The 18634-nt window shown below is 42.7% G+C and carries 17 protein-coding genes; 5 read left to right on the plus strand and 12 right to left on the minus strand.

Annotated elements, in window-relative coordinates; all coding sequences use genetic code 11:
- Both AB5935_RS00355 and AB5935_RS00360 read left to right on the plus strand, forming a co-directional pair.
- Positions 1-685 (plus strand): TlpA family protein disulfide reductase (locus AB5935_RS00355; RefSeq protein WP_368327302.1); only part of this gene is annotated, 685 nt, incomplete at its 5' end.
- 121 nt (positions 686-806) lie between these two features.
- Entirely contained in the window at positions 807-1580 is a 774-nt protein-coding gene (locus AB5935_RS00360; RefSeq protein WP_007831682.1) for a hypothetical protein, read from the plus strand.
- Between the two features lie 177 nt (positions 1581-1757).
- Here AB5935_RS00360 and AB5935_RS00365 read toward each other — a convergent pair whose 3' ends face one another.
- The 11 genes from AB5935_RS00365 to AB5935_RS00415 all read right to left on the minus strand — a co-directional run bounded on the left by AB5935_RS00365 (position 1758) and on the right by AB5935_RS00415 (position 16071).
- Complete coding sequence (locus tag AB5935_RS00365) at positions 1758-3797, minus strand: alpha-L-fucosidase (protein WP_007839786.1); 2040 nt, start codon at positions 3795-3797, stop codon at positions 1758-1760.
- Between the two features lie 8 nt (positions 3798-3805).
- Complete coding sequence (miaA, locus tag AB5935_RS00370) at positions 3806-4708, minus strand: tRNA (adenosine(37)-N6)-dimethylallyltransferase MiaA (protein WP_007839788.1); 903 nt, start codon at positions 4706-4708, stop codon at positions 3806-3808.
- 51 nt (positions 4709-4759) lie between these two features.
- On the minus strand, positions 4760-5323 hold the full coding sequence (locus AB5935_RS00375) for an IS1096 element passenger TnpR family protein (RefSeq protein WP_007831688.1): 564 nt from the start codon (positions 5321-5323) through the stop codon (positions 4760-4762).
- Positions 5324-5384: 61 nt separating this feature from the next.
- Positions 5385-6152 (minus strand): acyl-ACP--UDP-N-acetylglucosamine O-acyltransferase, encoded by a 768-nt coding sequence (gene lpxA, locus AB5935_RS00380; protein ID WP_007831694.1) that lies wholly within the window; start codon positions 6150-6152, stop codon positions 5385-5387.
- Positions 6153-6168: 16 nt separating this feature from the next.
- Positions 6169-7554, minus strand: coding sequence for a bifunctional UDP-3-O-[3-hydroxymyristoyl] N-acetylglucosamine deacetylase/3-hydroxyacyl-ACP dehydratase (locus AB5935_RS00385; protein WP_007831696.1), 1386 nt, complete (start codon positions 7552-7554; stop codon positions 6169-6171).
- 5 nt (positions 7555-7559) lie between these two features.
- Positions 7560-8600: a UDP-3-O-(3-hydroxymyristoyl)glucosamine N-acyltransferase gene (lpxD, locus tag AB5935_RS00390; protein ID WP_007839790.1), complete on the minus strand. Its 1041-nt coding sequence runs from the start codon at positions 8598-8600 to the stop codon at positions 7560-7562.
- A 132-nt stretch (positions 8601-8732) separates the two neighbouring features.
- Positions 8733-9968, minus strand: coding sequence for an HD domain-containing protein (locus AB5935_RS00395; RefSeq protein WP_007831698.1), 1236 nt, complete (start codon positions 9966-9968; stop codon positions 8733-8735).
- A gap of 90 nt (positions 9969-10058) precedes the next feature.
- Positions 10059-10877: an orotidine-5'-phosphate decarboxylase gene (gene pyrF / locus AB5935_RS00400; protein WP_005843024.1), complete on the minus strand. Its 819-nt coding sequence runs from the start codon at positions 10875-10877 to the stop codon at positions 10059-10061.
- Positions 10878-10913: 36 nt separating this feature from the next.
- Positions 10914-12029: a peptide chain release factor 1 gene (prfA, locus tag AB5935_RS00405; RefSeq protein ID WP_007831699.1), complete on the minus strand. Its 1116-nt coding sequence runs from the start codon at positions 12027-12029 to the stop codon at positions 10914-10916.
- Between the two features lie 242 nt (positions 12030-12271).
- Positions 12272-13441, minus strand: a complete 1170-nt coding sequence (locus AB5935_RS00410) for an AIR synthase-related protein (protein ID WP_007839792.1) — start codon at positions 13439-13441, stop codon at positions 12272-12274.
- Between the two features lie 950 nt (positions 13442-14391).
- Entirely contained in the window at positions 14392-16071 is a 1680-nt protein-coding gene (locus AB5935_RS00415) for a glycoside hydrolase family 10 protein (RefSeq protein ID WP_007831704.1), read from the minus strand.
- 78 nt (positions 16072-16149) lie between these two features.
- Between AB5935_RS00415 and AB5935_RS00420 the strand changes: the two genes are divergently transcribed.
- The 3 genes from AB5935_RS00420 to AB5935_RS00430 are packed head-to-tail and all read left to right on the plus strand — an operon-like array spanning position 16150 to position 18298.
- Positions 16150-17580 (plus strand): carbon starvation protein A, encoded by a 1431-nt coding sequence (locus tag AB5935_RS00420; protein ID WP_007839793.1) that lies wholly within the window; start codon positions 16150-16152, stop codon positions 17578-17580.
- Complete coding sequence (locus AB5935_RS00425; RefSeq protein ID WP_005851069.1) at positions 17567-17788, plus strand: hypothetical protein; 222 nt, start codon at positions 17567-17569, stop codon at positions 17786-17788. The genes AB5935_RS00420 and AB5935_RS00425 overlap by 14 nt, the downstream gene beginning before the upstream one ends.
- Before the next feature lie 18 nt (positions 17789-17806).
- Entirely contained in the window at positions 17807-18298 is a 492-nt protein-coding gene (locus AB5935_RS00430; protein ID WP_007839795.1) for a hypothetical protein, read from the plus strand.
- Between the two features lie 108 nt (positions 18299-18406).
- On the opposite strand, the gene AB5935_RS00435 is transcribed toward AB5935_RS00430, so the two are convergent.
- Positions 18407-18634, minus strand: a 228-nt coding sequence (locus AB5935_RS00435; RefSeq protein ID WP_368327303.1) for a PA14 domain-containing protein, incomplete at its 5' end; no start/stop codon positions are given.

The following is an 18634-nucleotide window of genomic DNA, read 5'->3' on the forward strand; positions in this document are numbered from 1 at the left end:
TGATTTGTTTAAAGAATTCAGTTCTATGCAGCAAGACTATATCTTGAAAAAGATTATAGCCGGATATTTGGGTACAGAGCAAGGACTTTTTTTCGATCTGCAGAAAATGATGAAATATGCTCAGAAAATCAGTGACTTCACTCCATTGACTATACATGATTTTGAGGAGATACGGAAGATGAGTGATCCTTATTATCTCAGCAGACTGACAAGGATGAACAACCGTCTTTTGGAAACGATTGAAGCTAATAAGAAAAAGAAAGGTTATACTGTTAATGAATCCGGAGAAGTAAAAGATGAAGATTTATTTTATTCTATCACTTCTAAATTTAAGGGTAAGGTGATTTTGGTCGATTTTTGGGCGACTTGGTGCGGTCCTTGCAAAATGGCTATGAAACAGATGAAACCGATGAAGAAAGATCTTGAAGGTAAAGATATTGTATATGTTTTTATTGCCGGAGAGAACTCGCCCAAAGAAACGTGGGATAACATGATTCCGGATATTCATGGAGAGCATTACCGAGTAACGGCGGCTCAGTGGAATTACCTGAGCAAGCAGTTCAGCATACAGGGGGTTCCGACTTATATTATTGTCGATAAAGAAGGGGGTATTATTCAAAAATACACCGGTTTCCCGGGAGTGGATACCGTAAAAAAAGAATTAATAAAAGCATTAGAGAAATAAAGAACGTGTTCGTCTTGCAAGAATAAAGTGGAAAAGGATCTGTAAGCTGCTGTAAGCATTTACAGATTCTTTTTTTGGATTTATATTACTATCTTTGGCAAGACAAAACTAATATTGAATAATGAAAAACTGGGTCGTTAAGTTATTGGTATTACTTTTCATTCCTTCTTTAGCAGGAATCTTGTTCACTGTTGCTCTTGGTTTTAATCCGGGGGGCTGGTTACAAATTACGACGTATGCTTTCCCTCCGTTACTCACTCTCGCCGGAGGGGCTTTTATCATTGCTTCAAGATGGAAAATTCCTTTTCTTATATTGATGGCGGCTGCCAGTATGGCCTTTAATATTCCTTTACAGAACTGGCTTTTTCATTCGGCAGATGAAGTGGTGCGTTATCATGCTGTTACCGATTTATATAATGGGGGGAATAATGCTCTGTATTTTACTTTCGATACTCTGGAGGTGGATTATGCCCGAAGGAGCAGTGTGACTGTCACTCGTGAGGTGACACGAAGTATGGGCAGACACCGCTATCGTAAGGAACAGAAGCAATATCATTTCTCTGTAGCTCCTGCATTTACCGATTCATTGCCCCGTCATAAGTATGAGGAGCGGGAAGTTAAGGCATGGGTTATTCCGGTGAGGCATGAGAAAGGACAAGCCGTTGTATGTTATGAGCGTTGTATTTTTGATTTAGATGATTATCAAAGGGCCATTGATCGGTCCCGCTGTAAACTCCACCATCCTCAAGCTCCGATTATACGACCTTTGTATTCACAGTTCATTACCCGGCAGGAATGGAAAGGAATCTTTCTGAATGTTGCATGGATTGTACTTTCTGTACTGATGGTACTGGGGGTAATTTTGAATTATCAAGCAGACAGAAAGAAAGCATAATATCGGAACAGACTGTATGAAGGGTACTTTATGAATATTATGATTTTCATGCATGTGACCTGTCAATGTTATTAGTAAATTCTAGAATGATGTTTTCTTTATATAAAACTTTCCCCGGACATTTCATGACAGAAACATCCGGGGAGAGGCATTTCGCTTTTTATTTATTGCAGAGTTTTATTTTGCCTTTACATTCAGATTGGATAATTCTGTGTCCTTATGGATGGATGGCAGATTATTCTGTTTTACAACAACAGTATGAACTTTCCCTTTTGCCACTTGCGGCAAAGTGAATTTCTGTTTGTAGATAACCTGTTCCGCTGATGGGCGCAGCAGATAGCCTGTTTCTTTTTCAAAGCGGTTGTATATTCTTACCACAATTTGGTTACTGCCTTTTTGAAGTGGTAGCAGCACCTTTTCCTCACGGAACTTGCAGCGGTAAGGGTTGAGGTGTTTCATTACAGACTTGCCGTTCAGATAGATTTCGATACCGTTTCCAGCACCTACATCTACTAGAATATCTTGTGCTTTGGGCGATTCTACCTGCTGCATTAGGAAGTAACTTTCCAGAATATTGCTGGGGAACATGGCTTTTTCCTCATTCACTTCTTTCCATTGTCCTTTTCTTACCGGTGCTTTTTCCGGATCAGTATGGATGGTGGCAGGAGCATCGAACAATCCGCTGCCCGGCCCGCAGAAGTAACGCTGACCCCATACGGCCTTGGAAGATAGGTTTAGTGCCTGTGCCTTGCTTGCGTCAAGGGTTACTGTGTAAGGTGTTCCATCTACTTCAACCAGTAATTCCTTACCGTTCTCCTGCGGAGTATAGGTAAATTCCAATGCGTTGAGGTTGGATTTGTTGATGCTCCATTGATAGCTCACCGTACTGCGGTAGTTGCTGTAATAATCGAAACAGGAATAACTATAATTAGGAGTGCGCTGTGCAGCTATAGGTTGTGGTTTCACCGGTTGGTCGAACGTGGCGCAAATCACTTGGATATCTTTTCCATATGCGTCGGCGGGCAGTGTGAAGATCATCTCCTGTCCTTTCTGAATCGCTTTAATGTCTGCTTTTTGCAGTTTGCATCCCGGTATGTTCAAAGTGATTTTATCATCGGCAGGACGGTTGCCCGATAAGATGAGGTAGAGGTTATTGCCTTTGCGGGTAATGGTTCCCCATTCGAATTGCTCGCGGAAAGGAGAGGCTTCTGTACCATAAATGGCTTCACCGTTTTTCTTCAACCAGATACCGATTTCTTTCAGCACTTCTCTTTCAAAGGGTACTACGGAACCGTCGCCTTTGGGACCGATGTTCAGCAGGAAGTTTCCACCATGGGAAACTACATTGATCAGGCTGCGCAGTTTTTCCATCGCTTTGGTGTGAACGTCCCCCCTTTTTTGCCAGGAACGGTAGCTCCAGGTTTCATCGAACATGGAAGCTGCTGTTTGCCATGCGGTCTGCAAAGAGCCTTCGGGATATGTGTTGTCTGCCATGACACTGAAGTCATACTGATCGTTGCCCAACCGGCCGCTTACCATACAGTCTGGTTGCAATCTGTGCACTAGTTGATACAGTTCTTTGCTTTGTTCAGGAGTGTTGGAACCCATGTCAAACCAAAGTTCAGAAATGGGACCGTAGTTGGTCAACAGTTCGGTAACTTGTGCTTTGGTGAATTCATGGTGTTGTGGGGTGATGAAATCACAGTTATGGCTGGAGATGGGATAGGCTTGTGGAAAATGCCAGTCTATCAGTGAGAAATAGATGCCGAAGTTGATTCCGCCACGTTTGCAAGCTTCCGCCATCTCTTTTATAAAGTCGCGTTTGCCAGGGGTGGCATCGTATGAATTATAGTCGGTGGTGGCTGTACGGAACATACAGAAACCGTCGTGATGCTTGGTGGTAATGATGATGGAGCGCATACCGGCTTCTTTGGCCAGTGACACAATAGCGTCTGCATCGAACAGGGTGGGATTGAAACGCAGAGCGGTATCTCCATACCAATCACTGAAGATTCCCGCAAACGACTGGATTTGTTCACTGTATCCTCGGGTGACGGGGCTGCCTTCCCATACGCCTCCCAGTTCGGAATAAAGACCGAAGTGGATGAACATGGAATACTTGTTTTGATGCCATTTCTCAAATGCTTCTTTCGAGATTTGGGCGGTTACACCCAGGCTGATGACGCAAGCCATGATGAAGGTTAGTAATTTTTTCATGATTGTAATTAGTGGTTAACTGAATGAATATATTGCATAATTTCTGTTTGCTGGTCGGGATGGAACCAAACGATGTCTTTGTCTCGTTTGAACCAGGTCATCTGTTTACGAGAGTAGATACGGGAATTTTGTTTGATTTTCCCGATAGCGAATTCCAATGTCCATTCTCCATCCAGATACTTGAATATTTCTTTGTATCCTACGGTATTGAGCGAGTTCAGATGCCGGAAAGGATATACCTGCCGGGCTTCTTCCAACAAGCCGTCCTGCATCATGATGTCCACGCGGCGGTTGATGCGGTCATACAATTCTTCGCGGTCGCGAGTTAGTCCTATCTTGATGATGCGGAAAGGGCGTTCCTTGTGAGTGCGGGTACGAAAAGAAGTATAAGTTTTTCCAGTCATGTAGCATATTTCCAATGCATGTATTACTCGTTTGGGATTTTTCAGATCCACTATTTTGTAATACTCGGGGTCCAGCAGCTTTAGTTCGGCGCAAAGAGTGTCCAGTCCTTTTTGTTCGTAACGGTGTAGCATCAGCTGGCGTGTTTCGTTGTCTACAGTGGGGATATCATCTATGCCTTTGCAGATGGCATCTATATACATCATGGAACCTCCGGTCAGTATTACAGTGTCATGGTTTTGGTACAGGATTTCCAGTTGTGCTAACACATCTGCTTCGTATTGTGCGGCGCTGTAATAATCTGTTAGTTGTAATGTTCCGACAAAGTAATGAGGAACACGCGCCAGTTGCTTGGGAGTAGGGGCGGCAGTTCCTATCTTCAGGTCTGCATATAATTGGCGTGAATCTGCCGAGACAATGGAAGTCCGGAAGTGTTCGGCAATGGAAAGGCTTAGTTCGGTCTTTCCTACACCGGTAGGGCCGATAAGGACGATAAGGGTGTCAGGCATGGTGTTTATAAAAAGAGAGGGGCAGACGTTTAACGTCCGCCCCCGTTAAGATTAATAGTTTTCTTGCTCATAAGGGTCCGGTGAGGAGGCACCGCCCATATCAAATCCTTCGGGATCAAAGTCTTCCATATCGAAGTCTTGATCACCATAAAAATTCTCGTCTATATCCAGATTTCCGCTATTGCTTTTTGCCATCATTTCGTCAAAGTCGACGGTTTGTTTAGGGGCTTCTCCAGCTTTGCGCGAACATACTGCTTTGTCAAGGTCTTTGCCGGTGATGATTTCCGATAGTTCAATGAAAAACACTCGTTCTGCCAGCGGGTCGAATACATACAGCAATTTTTGCTTTTCGTCTTCCACCAAATCACTCAAGCGGGTTTCTCTCATGATGTAGCTGTCTTCTTCCGAACTACTTCCCATATCTTCCAGTGTGATTTCTTGATCTTTCTCCCAGTCGTCATCACAAATGAAGAAAGAGGTCATCTGGTCATCTTTATATCCTGCCGCTTTCAATATCGCTTCGTGCAAATCAAAGAAAGTTGCTTCCGAGTCTATCTTTATTTCTCTTATAAAATCATCGACTTCGTCAGAGATTATTGTAAATCTGTAAATCATATATTTTACTGTATATACTATATAACTTTTTTTTCGTGCAGTAAAGTTATAAAAAACTTTGTTATCTGATGATACCTCTTTGAGAATTTTCTATGAAAGAAATAATATATTCTATTTCTTTGCTCATAGGTATTTCTTTGCGTACTTGTTCCAAGGCATCGGTAACGTTCATACCATTTTGATAAATAATGCGATAGGTGTTGTGTATATTCTCTATTAGTTCATTAGAGAATCCGCGGCGGCGGAGTCCTACGATATTGATTCCTGCGTAGGCGATGGGTTCGCGCCCCGCTATAATATAAGGAGGAATGTCCTTGCTGAAACGTGAACCGCCCTGTACCATTACATAACCGCCTACCCGGCAGAATTGGTGCATCAATACGGCACCGCTGATAATGGCGTTATCATCAATGATAATTTCACCTGCCATCTTGGTGGCATTGCCTATGATGCAACCGCTGCCTATGATGGCATCATGTGCTACGTGTACCCCTTCCATCAACAGGTTGTTACTGCCCACTATGGTTTTGCCTTTAGCCGCTGTACCACGATTGATGGTTACATTCTCGCGAATGGTGTTGTTATCACCTATTTCGGCAGTCGTTTCTTCACCGCGGAATTTCAAATCCTGGGGAATAGCGCCTATAACAGCTCCCGGAAAAATGGTGTTGCCGTTCCCTATGCGTGAGCCATACAGTATATTGGCGTTAGGCATGATTGTGTTGTTATCGCCGATAACTACATTCTTGTCGATAAACACAAAAGGACCGATTTCTACATTCTCACCAATTCTTGCCTCGGGATGTATATATGCTAATGGACTAATCATGTTGTTTTTTTAGTGGTTATTTATTTTTTACTATTTGTGCCATAAACTCGGCTTCGCAGACTACTTTCTCGCCTACAAACACATATCCTTTCATTGTGGAGATGCCCCGGCGGATAGGAGCCAACAATTCAACACGGAACAATAAAGTGTCTCCCGGCACTACTTTCTGACGGAACTTCACTCCGTCTATCTTCATGAAGTAGGTGGAGTACCTTTCGGGTTCATCCACTGAGTTCAAAACAAGCAGACCGCCGCATTGTGCCATGGCCTCTACTTGAAGTACACCAGGCATGACAGGTTCCTGCGGAAAATGTCCCTGGAAGAAAGGTTCGTTGGCTGTTACATTTTTCACACCGACAATGTGGTTCGCGCCGATGGCAACGACTTTGTCCACCAACTGGAACGGATAACGGTGCGGGAGCAGCTCGCGAATGCGGTTTACGTCCATGATGGGGGATTCATTGCAGTTATAGGATGGGGCCTGTATTTCGTGAAGTTTGATTTCTTTGCGTATTTGGCGGGCAAACTTGTTATTAATGGTGTGCCCAGGACGGGTGGCGATGATACGGCCTTTGATGGGCTTGCCTATCAGTGCCAAGTCACCGATGATATCCAGTAGCTTGTGACGTGCCGGTTCGTTGTCCCATACCAGAGGGATATGATTGATATAGCCCAGTTTGGTGGCGTCCATGTGGGGAACACCCATGACATCGGCCAGCTTGTCATAATTTTCTTGGCTCATCTCTTTTTCGTAAATTACGATGGCGTTGTCCAGATCGCCTCCCTTGATCAGTCCGGCACCCAGCAATGGTTCTATTTCGCGGACGAATACAAAGGTACGCGCGGAAGCTACCTCGGTGGGGAATTTAGCCATGTCTTCCAGTGTGGCGAACTGATTGGACAGTATTTTAGACTGATAAGAGATCAGTGCGTTCACACTGAAATTTTCGTCCGGAAGAACAATGATGGAAGATCCGGTTTCCTCGTCCCTAAATTCGATTTTTGATTTTATAATATAGTAATCCTTGACAGCATTCTGTTCTTCGATTCCTACACGCTGTATATTTTCTACATACGCTTTAGCACTGCCGTCCAGAATAGGGAATTCGGGACCGCTTACCTGAATCAGGCAGTTGTCTATACCAGCTGCATAAAGAGCTGCCAAAGCATGTTCTACTGTACTTACTTTTATTCCGTTTTTCATCAGCACAGTGCCGCGGGTGGTATCACCTACATTTTCTGCTACGGCATCAATTATTGGTTGTCCTTCAAGATCAATTCGTTGGATTTTATACCCGTGGTTGTCCGGTGCAGGATTGAATGTCACCGTCAAGTTTACTCCGGTGTGAAGGCCTTTTCCATTTAAAGAAAAACTGCCTCTTAATGTCTTCTGTTTCAACATGGGGTTTATTTATTTAGTTGTTTTTTTAATTCTTCTATCTCTTTCTGCATGGCGTTCAGTGTGGCGTACATTTCGGGTAGTTTTTTGTATACGGCCGATGATTTCATGAAATTCTTGGCGTCGATGGCCGGAGTGCCTAGAATTTGCTCGTTGGATTTCACGTTGCCGGGAACGCCTGCTTGTGCGCCGATACCTACCTTGTCACCTATCTTAATATGTCCGGCTAGTCCTACTTGTCCGCCAAACATACACCATTCACCTACTTTGGTAGAACCTGCAATACCCACCTGTGATGCCATGACAGTGTGGCTTCCTACTTCCACATTGTGTGCTATCTGGATCAGGTTGTCCAGTTTCACCCCTTTATGTACAATGGTGGCACCCATGGTGGCACGATCTACGCAAGTATTAGCACCAATCTCCACATTATCTTCTATGATGGCAATGCCTATTTGTGGAATTTTTTCGTACCCTTCGGGAGAAGGTGCGAATCCGAATCCATCAGCACCGATTACGCAGCCTGCATGCAGGGTACAGTTGTTTCCTACCAAGCAGTCGTGATAGATAGTGGCATGTGGATAAAGTGTACAATTATTACCTACTTTGGCATGACTTCCTACAGTAGCGTGCGGATGGAGGGAAGTGTTGTCCCCAATCTCAGCACCATCGCCTACGCAGGCAAACGGAGCGATATATACATCCTTCCCCAACTTCGCAGTGGGGGCAACGTATGCCAGCGGATCTATACCGGTCTTTTTAGGTTTGCTCATTTCATAGAGCGTCAGTAATTTAGCCAGGCTTTCGTAGGCGTTGTCTACCTTGATTAAGGTAGCTTTTACTTCTTGCTCGGGAACGAAATCTTTGTTTACCAACACAATGGTAGACTGAGTATCGTAAATGTAATGAGTATACTTAGGATTTGAAAGAAAAGAAATCGCTCCCGGCACGCCTTCCTCTATTTTAGCAAAAGTATGCACAGTTGCGTTTTCATCGCCAACAATAATTCCCTGGATGTATTCCGCAATTTGTTTAGCTGAGAACTCCATAATACTGTCTAATTCTTTATGTTCTAAATGTTTCAGTTTTGTTACTTGCGTGTTACATGTTAGTGTAAACACATCATTAATTATGCAAATTACGCATTTTTTTTTTATATATCCGTACAATTCGCTAATTATTTAATGTCCGTCGTTTTCGGAACGCAGGTAACATATATAATATTTCTTGACTTTTCGGGAGAGGAGAGAGATGTTGAGCATATCTGAAGCCTTGGCTATATCACAGGTGCTGCCATCTTTATAGATGATTTCAATACTGTCATCCTCCTTTTTATACATATTGTTTTCTATACTGGATATAGATAGGAAGTATTTTGCTTCTTTTTTGTTGATATTCAGTTGTTTACTTATCCTCGAAAGAATTTCTTCTTTTCGCGTTTTTGTGATAGAAGAGGAGGTCACCTCTACTTTGAATAGTCTCCTGTTAATCATTCCACGGCTCAGAGTGGACAATACCACATCGCTGTGATTGCTCCAAACTTTCAGTGCGGTCCATATATCATTATCATCTAATTGAATAAAATTTTCAAGACAATCCGGGCTGTTATAAAATTCTTTTTTATCAATAGAGTGGTATAAAAAGAATCTTAAAGCGGGTGAGGCGAACAGCTCCACGCCACGTAAAGCTAATTCCTTTGCTCGTGTCAGAGTGTTGATCAGCATTTTTTCACTGGCAACGGATGTCTTGTGCAGATATACCTGCCAGTACATCAGGCGGCGGGACATCAGGAAATTTTCGATGGAGTAAATACCTTTAGACTCTACTACCAGGTGATCGTCTTTTACATCAAGCATTTTGATGATGCGGGCGGACCCGATATTGCCTTCGGATACACCGGTATAGAAACTGTCACGCCGCAAATAGTCCAAACGATCCATATCCAATTGGCCGCTGACCAGTTGGTGCAGGAATTTCTTGGGATATTCATCTTTGAATATCTGTATGGCAAGATTGAGTTGACCTTTCATGTCCTTGTTTATTCGTTCCATCAGCATCAAGGAGATTTCTTCATGTGAAACACCTCCTACCAATGTGTTTTCCAGCACATGGGAGAAGGGACCGTGTCCGATGTCGTGTAACAGGATGGCAGCTTGTACGGCTTCCGCTTCGCTGTCAAAGATGAAGTTACCTTTGGCGGTAAGGTGTTTGATAGTTTCACTCATTAAGTGGAAAGCACCTAATGAGTGTTGGAAACGGGTATGTTGTGCTCCCGGATATACAGCAGAGGACAGGCCCAGTTGCTTGATGCGGGTAAGACGTTGCAGCAATGGGTGACATACAATGTCATATAGTAACCCCTTCGGGATGTTGATAAACCCGAAGACGGGGTCATTTATAATTTTTCGGTCACTCATGGGGAATGATTATTCAGTGTGCTGATATGCTAATAAACCAATGTACTACGCTATGTATCTACCTGGTAATTTGCATATTAGCACATTGTTTTATTGGCACATTATTTTCTCCATCTGTGCCTGGACTTTCTGAGCTTCTTGTCCTGCTACAGTCGCAAAATTCTCAGTTTTATCCGCATAGATAATGGCACGGCTTGAATTAACAATAAGTCCACAGGTACTATTCATGCCATATTTGCAGACTTCCTCTAGAGAACCTCCTTGTGCACCGATTCCAGGTACAAGCAGGAAGTGGTTGGGGACAATTTTACGGATGTCTTCGAAAGCACGTCCTTGTGTGGCGCCTACTACATACATCATGTTTTCATCGTTGGCCCATTCTTGTGATTTGCGCAATACTTTTTCGAAAAGGCGTTCGCCGTTGGTGTCTTCGGTCAGCTGGAAGTCGTGGGAACCCTTGTTGCTGGTAAGTGCTAGCAGGATTACCCATTTGCCTTCGTAACTCAGGAAGGGAGTCACGCTGTCTTCACCCATGTAAGGAGCTACGGTGACTGAGTCAATGTCCAGCTCTTCAAAGAATGTGCGGGCATACATAGCCGAAGTGTTTCCAATATCGCCACGTTTTGCATCGGCAATGATGAATTGGTCGGGATAGTTTTCCTTGATGTAGGATACAGTCTTTTCGAAAGCGATCCATCCTTTTACGCCCATGCTTTCATAAAAGGCCAGATTGGGTTTATAGGCGATGCAATAAGGGGCAGTAGCGTCAATGATAGCTTTATTGAAGGCGAAAATCGGGTCTTCTTCTTTTAACAGATGTTCGGGAATTTTCTTTATGTCGGTATCTAGCCCTACACAGAGGAATGATTTTTTCTTTTGGATATTTTCAAATAATTGTTGCTTGTTCATTATTATATTTACAGTTTATGGTTTACGATATTTTAATTATAATTCGCTCTCTTTCAAACGTTCTGCATTCTCGGCTACAGTCAAATGGTCGATACAGTCTTGAATGTCTCCATCCATAAAGGCGGCCAAATTGTAAATGGTATAGTTGATGCGGTGGTCGGTGATACGTCCTTGTGGATAATTGTAGGTACGTATTTTTGCCGATCTGTCTCCGGTAGATACCATCGTTTTGCGTTTGCTGGCAATGTCGTCAATGTACTTTTGGTGTTCTTTATCATATATAAAGGTACGCAGGCGAGAAAGGGCTCGTTCTTTATTCTTCGGCTGGTCACGGGTTTCGGTACATTCTATCAGGATTTCCTCTACTATCCCGGTGTTGGGATTCTTCCAGTTGTAGCGCAGGCGTACTCCGGATTCCACCTTATTTACGTTCTGTCCGCCGGCACCACCGCTTCGGAAAGTGTCCCACTTGATTTCCCCTTCGTTGATTTCCACATCAAAAGGCTCTGCTTCGGGTAAAACGGCGACTGATGCGGCTGAAGTATGTACACGTCCTTGGGTTTCGGTGGCTGGTACACGTTGTACACGATGTACGCCCGATTCATATTTCAAAGTGCCATATACTTTATCTCCGGTTACGGAGCAGATAATTTCCTTAAAACCTCCTGCTGCTCCTTCATTGGCGCTGGATACTTCCAGTTTCCAACCTTTTGTCTCGCAGTATTTGGAGTACATACGGAACAGGTCACCTGCAAAAATGGCGGCTTCATCACCTCCCGTACCACCGCGTATTTCCAGAATAGCATTTCGGTCATCTTGCGGATCCGCAGGAACGAGTAGTAGTTTGATTTCCTCTTCCAGTTCTGGAATGCGGACTTCGCAGAGATTTGCCTCTTCGCGTGCCATTTCTTTCATCTCCGGGTCGGATTCGTTAGTCATGATTTGTTTGGCCTCTTCCAGTCCATTCAGGCATTGTATATATTCTCTACGGGCTTTCATGATGTCATTCAAGTCCTTGTATTCCTTGGTGAGCTTGACATAACGTTTTTGGTCAGCTATGACATTAGGGTCTGTAATGAGGGTGGAAACTTCCTCAAAGCGAGCCACTAACCCGTCTAATTTCTCAAGTAATGTATTATTGTTTTCTGCCATTCTTTTCTAAACATTTATTTGCGACATACCAAGTGAGTAATATCCACCCAAGTATGGCAAGTACTTTTCTTACTATATATAGTATGTCATGCCAAGTTGTTTCATGACCCCATGCGGTAGAGATGAAATACAACTCGCGTATTGTATCAATTGTAACTAATGAGCATATTATTGCTCCCATGCCATAAAAAAATCTTTTTTTTAATGTAGCATGCTTGGAAGCGTTATTATAATATTGCTTGTCAGTATTTGAATTCTCCAAACTCACTTTTGATAATTAGTTCCTTCTTGTCACTTTCTTCTATACGTCCCACAATCTTCGCGTCAATATTGAATGACTTGCTGATGGCGATCACCTCTTCGGCATGTTCGGGTGAGAGGTAAACTTCCAGGCGGTGGCCCATATTAAATACTTTGTACATTTCTTCCCAATCGGTGCCGCTTTGTTCCTTGATGGTTTTGAACAGAGGGGGGACAGGGAACAGGTTGTCCTTTACTACACGGCAATTGTTTCCTATAAAGTGCAGGACTTTGGTTTGAGCACCGCCTGAGCAGTGAACCATTCCGTGAATTTCAGGTCGGAGCGCATCCAGTAATTTCTTCACTACCGGAGCATAGGTACGGGTAGGTGAGAGTACCAGCTTTCCTGCATCCAGCGGACTTCCTTCTACAGTATCGGTCAGCTTCAAATTGCCACTGTATACTAGTTCTTCAGGTACTGCCTTGTCATAGCTTTCGGGATATTTCTCAGCCAAGTATTTTGCGAACACGTCGTGGCGGGCGCTGGTGAGTCCATTGCTGCCCATGCCTCCGTTGTATTCTTTTTCATAAGTAGCCTGTCCGTAAGATGCCAGACCTATGATGACGTCACCCGGGCGAATATTGGCATTGTTAATGACATCGGTACGTTTCATGCGGCATGTTACGGTAGAATCTACGATGATGGTACGAACCAAGTCACCTACATCAGCAGTCTCGCCTCCAGTAGCGTATACGCCTACACCCATTTCGCGAAGTTCGGCCAACAGTTCATCCGTTCCGTTGATGATAGCGGAAATTACTTCACCCGGAACGAGTAGCTTATTACGGCCGATAGTTGATGAAACCAGAATATTATCTACTGCACCTACACACAACAAGTCATCGATGTTCATAATCAGTGCATCTTGTGCAATGCCTTTCCATACGCTTAAATCGCCGGTTTCTTTCCAATACAAATAAGCCAGTGATGATTTGGTGCCTGCACCATCAGCGTGCATAATGTTGCAATATTCAGGATCTCCGCCTAGAATATCGGGGATGATTTTACAAAAAGCTTGTGGAAAAATACCTTTGTCAATGTTCTTAATGGCGTTGTGCACATCTTCCTTGGATGCTGACACACCGCGCTGCATGTATCGTTGATTGCTCATGAGTTATATATTTTATTCAATTGAATGTGCAAAAATAGTTATTATTTTGCTTATAGCCTTGAGTTTTATGAAAATAAAAGAGGAGAAGAGATTTATTCTGTTTCCATATTATTGCCGTTCCTGTTTTAGATTTATTGCTATACTCTTATTTTTTAGACGAGTAAATTTAATATTTATATCGAACTGACATTGATATCATACATTATTTATATGTTACAATGCCTTATCAATATAACGCCATAAAGAAAGACGCATAGTACAACCACCTCTATTAATATCAAATATCTTAAAGACTATAAAAGAAAACACAGCCTAATTTAACGTGAAATATAAAATTTCCCCGTCACTTCATCGTCTTCATTACCAGTATGTTCCGGTGTGAAAATATCTATAAAGGCCCCGAAACGGTAGGTAATCGCGGTCAATGTACAACATTGCGATCATCGCACCCATAGCGGCAAAATTCCAACAGATGTACCTTGCCGGCAGTATGTTACCATGAAAACAGCTTTATGGCTTTATTGCTTCACCTGTGTGAAGCGGCGGTTTCACACAGGTGACAACGGCTCTTCACCCGAATGACAGGGCCTGTTCACCTGAGTGATGGTACAGATGGTGCACTCTTCTTGCACGGATACTGCCGTAAATATATCAAGATTATGTATCCAATATGACAATTGGCATCTGACGAGCTGGCTTCCGCAAGGAAAAACGAAAAAAACACTTTGTGGGGATACAGAAAATTACGTCACCATATATCGCTGTATATCAGCATAATGCGGTGACGGGACAAAAAACATTGCAGTGCGGAAACGAAAAATAACAGTATGTAAAGTTTTATCAGATTATAACTTAACAACAAAGATGGATATTCCCGGCAGACAAACTTTTTGAGAGCCGGGCATCTGCTACGACATAATGTGTCATACCAAAGAAACAGTTTGCATTTTTTATTTTACGATTGTTCCGACAAAGGTTTGTGCTCCTGCATTATTCAAGATATATACTGTATAGAATCCGCCAGGTAATGAGGCTATGGACATTTGGGGTGCATAAACAAAATATTTTATTTCTTCACCGGTAGCAGTAAATATTTTCACTGTTTTTGCTTCTTTTATTTCAGGCAGGGTGAGAATATCTCCGTCATTTAGTAAAGGCATGTCTGTTTCTGAAATTGCATTCAGTTCCAAGGGAGCGCTTTCGTTTCCGAAACGGTCGGCAGCAGTTACGGCAAAATAACGTTTTTGTCGCCAAGGTGAAATAGGGGTATATTCGTATTCCGTATGGGTGAGATAGGTTTCCAGTAAGTTTCCGGCATCTGTGATATCTACTGGATAGGTATCTGAGGCATAAAGATGATAGGTGACAAGACCTCCGTTGTTATCTGTGGAAATCTGCCAGCTCATGTGCATTTTTCCGTCCGGCAACAGTTGCAGGGAAGGCATGGCCGGAGTGGATGGGGGGATGCTGTCCATCCAGGTCATTGGGGGAATCAATGCCGGAGTGGTATAGAAATTCTCTTGGAGTTCGTCCCAAATGCCTTTGGTGTTGTTTAATAGAAAACGATTGCGGAAATAGGCTTGTCCGTTTAGTTTTATCTGACGGGTGAAATAAAGTTGGCGGACTATTTCGTCCAACGGCCAATTTTGTTCGTTGGGAGAGAGGAAATAAATGCCCAAACCAGGTATTATCCAGCGGTTACCACAATTCTCTTTCCAATCCAATGCAAAAGGATAGAAATTATTTCCCTGAAAATACATCATCGGGAACAATGCATCATGAATACCTTCTTTTAGCCATTTCTGAGCATCTTGGTAAACTACATGATAAGCGTTCCATCCACGGGAGGGGTATCGGTTGGTATCTCGGTATTTGCCAATAGGGGAACTGCTGACTTTCACCCAGGGTTTGATAGTCTTGATGTCGGTATAGAGCCTATGCACAATATCTGTGATATTATCACGCCGCCATTGTTTCAACTCCTTACCTTTACCGTATTTCCGGTAGGTGTCCTTGTCAGGAAAGTTATCGGCTTGCTCGGGGTAGCGGATGTAATCGAAATGAATGCCGTCTATATCATAACGGGAAGTTATTTCTTTTACTATGCATGACAGATATTCTTTGGTTCCCGGATTTCCCGGGTCCAAGTACCAGTTACCTTTATAAAGTTTGCAAATTGTCCGGTTTTTCCGTACTACGGAGCTACGTCCTTGCAATTGTACTTGACGGGTATTTCCGGCAGGAATCGTAACAATCCATGCATGTAGTTCCATGCCTCGTTTGTGGCATTCTCCGATGGCGAAAGCCAAAGGGTCATATCCGGGATTCCCTCCTGTGCTACCTGTCAGTGATTCGGCGAAAGTTTCTATGGCGGAAGGATAAATCATATCTCCGCGCAGACGGGTTTGCAACAATACCGTATTGAAATTGGCGGCTTTCAGACGATCCAGTATATCACATAATTCTTTTTGCTGACGCCGGATGCCTGATGCGTTTATTGCCTTGTTACGAGGCCAGTCCATTCCTCCAAGCGTAGTGAGCCAGGTGGCACGGATTTCATATTTAGGTTGTGAGAAAACTGATAAGAAACTCACTATGACTAGTAATAAAGTTATAAAGAATGTTCGCATTTACTTTAATTTTAGGGCAAAGATACGAAGTAATCAATTAATTCGTTACTTTTGCCCCAACAAAACAAAAAATAGAATATGATAACCTTTATTATTGCATTATTGGTTCTTGTAGGCGGATACTTTTTGTATGGAAGTTATGTGGAACGTGTGTTCGGTCCTGACAAGATTAGGAAGACACCTGCCCTGACCATGGCGGATGGTGTTGACTTTATTCCACTTCCTACTTGGAAGATTTTTATGATTCAATTTTTGAATATAGCCGGCTTAGGACCTATTTTCGGTGCTATAATGGGAGCGAAGTTTGGTACGGCGTCTTATTTGTGGATTGTTTTAGGTACCATTTTTGCCGGGGCGGTACACGATTATTTGTCCGGAATGCTTTCCATTCGGCATGAGGGCGAGAGTTTGCCGGAAATTATCGGTCGTTATTTAGGGCTTCCCACAAAGCAGTTAATGCGTGGTTTTACGGTTGTGCTGATGATATTAGTCGGAGCGGTTTTTGTGGCAGGACCAGCCGGATTGCTTGCCAAACTTACTCCGGAGTATATGGATGTTACTTTTTGGATTATTGTTGTGTTTTTCTATTATATGTTGGCTACATTGTTGCCGGTAGATAAGATTATAGGAAAAATATATCCATTGTTTGCCATTGCTTTATTGTTTATGGCAGTGGGGATTTTGGTGATGTTGTTATGGAATCATCCGGCATTGCCCGAAATTACGGATGGTCTACATAATACCCATCCTGCCGGATTACCAATTTTTCCTATAATGTTTGTTTCTATTGCTTGTGGGGCCATCAGTGGCTTTCATGCCACACAATCTCCACTGATGGCACGTTGTATGAAGAATGAGAAGTATGGTCGTCCTATTTTTTATGGAGCGATGGTGACCGAAGGGATAGTGGCATTGATTTGGGCTGCTGCCGCTACTTATTTTTTTCATCAAAATGGTATGGAGGAGAGTAATGCTTCGATTATTGTGGACAGCATAACCAAGGAATGGTTGGGTACGATAGGAGGTTTATTGGCTGTACTGGGGGTAATTGCCGCTCCTATTACCAGTGGAGATACCGCTTTGCGTTCAGCTCGTTTGATTGTTGCCGATTTTATGCATTTGGAACAAAAAAGTATAGCGAAACGTTTATTGATTTGTATTCCTATTTTTGCGGTAACTATCGGTATATTATTGTACAGTCAGCGTGATGCGGCGGGATTTGATATGATATGGCGTTATTTTGCCTGGTGTAATCAGGCTTTGTCTGTGTTTACTTTGTGGGCGGTCACTGTTTTTCTAGTACGTGCGAAAAAGAATTATTATATCACCTTGTTTCCTGCCCTGTTTATGACGGCTGTATGTTCTACTTATATTTGCATAGCCCCCGAAGGATTAGCGTTTTCGGATTATGTATCTTATATAATTGGTAGTCTTTGTACGTTGGTAGCCGCTATAGGGTTTGCAAGTTGGTATAGGAAACAAAACAGCATAGTTTATGAAAAAATATAGAAAATCGATTTGGTTGCCTGTAGCTTTATTGGTCTATACTACGGCGATGGCCGTTTATTTTATTCCGCGCAATACGGAAATAAGTGATACGGAAAAGTATCTCACAGTAGGTTTATCCTATATGATTATAGCGTTGTTATGGATTGTCCTTCGTAAGAAAGAAAAGGCGGAGGAAAGACGTGAACGTGATTTGGAAAACAAAAAATAACTATTAAACGACAACATTATGAAGAAAATTTTAGTCAGCTTGATGCTGTTGGTAATGACTGCACTGAGTGCACATGCTCAATTTGAGAAGGATGTATGGTATGTGAATGCTTCATTGACAGGGCTTGACCTATCTCATAGCAAGAATGAAGGAACAAATTTTGGTTTTGCTTTAACCGGCGGCGCATTTGTAGCCGATAATGTGGCTGTGTTGCTGAATTTTAAAGGCAATTATGTAGAACATGGAATGGATGAAACCAGTATTGGTGCACAGGGACGTTATTATTTTTCCAGTTGCGGTATTTATGGAGGACTAGGAATGGCGTATAAACACCTTTCTTGTGTAGGGTTTAAAAAGAATCTGGTTTGTTTGACACCGGAAGTCGGATATGCTTTTTTCTTGGGTAGAAATGTGACTATTGAACCGTCTGTATATTATGACTTGAGTTTTAGTGATACTTCAGAATTTAGTAAATTAGGATTCAAGATAGGATTCGGGGTTTATTTCTGATTGATTTAATTCCACCACAGATTACGCAGATTATTGAATGGGAGAATTCATTGAAATTCAATCTATGTAAATCTGTATAATCTGTGGTGAAAAACTTTTTATGTGAGATTAATGCGCATAGAGATGCGTGAACGGAATTTCTTTACCATCACTACCTGTTACTTTTAATTTCAGTTGTCCTCCGTTCTGGTCGAAATAACGTAATTCCATTGGATGATATCCTTTTGCCAATGCTTTTTGCCCCACTATTTCTTTAGGCCCGTGAGGTCCGTCATTGTCTACTATCTGTTCACTGTCTATAGTTAATGTACTACCATCATCGGATAGGAGTGCAAA

It is taken from the genome of Phocaeicola sp. RTP21198st1_B8_RTP21198_201120 (genome assembly GCF_040929485.1).
GTDB classification, from domain to species: Bacteria; Bacteroidota; Bacteroidia; order Bacteroidales; family Bacteroidaceae; genus Phocaeicola; species Phocaeicola dorei.

What these genes read in the sequence shown, in the direction of transcription:
- AB5935_RS00360 (WP_007831682.1), top strand. Translation starts at nt 807, where the DNA reads ATGAAAAACTGGGTCGTTAAGTTATTGGTATTACTTTTCATTCCTTCT.
- AB5935_RS00365 (WP_007839786.1), bottom strand. Translation starts at nt 3,797, where the DNA reads ATGAAAAAATTACTAACCTTCATCATGGCTTGCGTCATCAGCCTGGGT.
- miaA (WP_007839788.1), bottom strand. Translation starts at nt 4,708, where the DNA reads ATGCCTGACACCCTTATCGTCCTTATCGGCCCTACCGGTGTAGGAAAG.
- AB5935_RS00375 (WP_007831688.1), bottom strand. Translation starts at nt 5,323, where the DNA reads ATGATTTACAGATTTACAATAATCTCTGACGAAGTCGATGATTTTATA.
- lpxA (WP_007831694.1), bottom strand. Translation starts at nt 6,152, where the DNA reads ATGATTAGTCCATTAGCATATATACATCCCGAGGCAAGAATTGGTGAG.
- AB5935_RS00385 (WP_007831696.1), bottom strand. Translation starts at nt 7,554, where the DNA reads ATGTTGAAACAGAAGACATTAAGAGGCAGTTTTTCTTTAAATGGAAAA.
- lpxD (WP_007839790.1), bottom strand. Translation starts at nt 8,600, where the DNA reads ATGGAGTTCTCAGCTAAACAAATTGCGGAATACATCCAGGGAATTATT.
- AB5935_RS00395 (WP_007831698.1), bottom strand. Translation starts at nt 9,968, where the DNA reads ATGAGTGACCGAAAAATTATAAATGACCCCGTCTTCGGGTTTATCAAC.
- pyrF (WP_005843024.1), bottom strand. Translation starts at nt 10,877, where the DNA reads ATGAACAAGCAACAATTATTTGAAAATATCCAAAAGAAAAAATCATTC.
- prfA (WP_007831699.1), bottom strand. Translation starts at nt 12,029, where the DNA reads ATGGCAGAAAACAATAATACATTACTTGAGAAATTAGACGGGTTAGTG.
- AB5935_RS00410 (WP_007839792.1), bottom strand. Translation starts at nt 13,441, where the DNA reads ATGAGCAATCAACGATACATGCAGCGCGGTGTGTCAGCATCCAAGGAA.
- AB5935_RS00415 (WP_007831704.1), bottom strand. Translation starts at nt 16,071, where the DNA reads ATGCGAACATTCTTTATAACTTTATTACTAGTCATAGTGAGTTTCTTA.
- AB5935_RS00420 (WP_007839793.1), top strand. Translation starts at nt 16,150, where the DNA reads ATGATAACCTTTATTATTGCATTATTGGTTCTTGTAGGCGGATACTTT.
- AB5935_RS00425 (WP_005851069.1), top strand. Translation starts at nt 17,567, where the DNA reads ATGAAAAAATATAGAAAATCGATTTGGTTGCCTGTAGCTTTATTGGTC.
- AB5935_RS00430 (WP_007839795.1), top strand. Translation starts at nt 17,807, where the DNA reads ATGAAGAAAATTTTAGTCAGCTTGATGCTGTTGGTAATGACTGCACTG.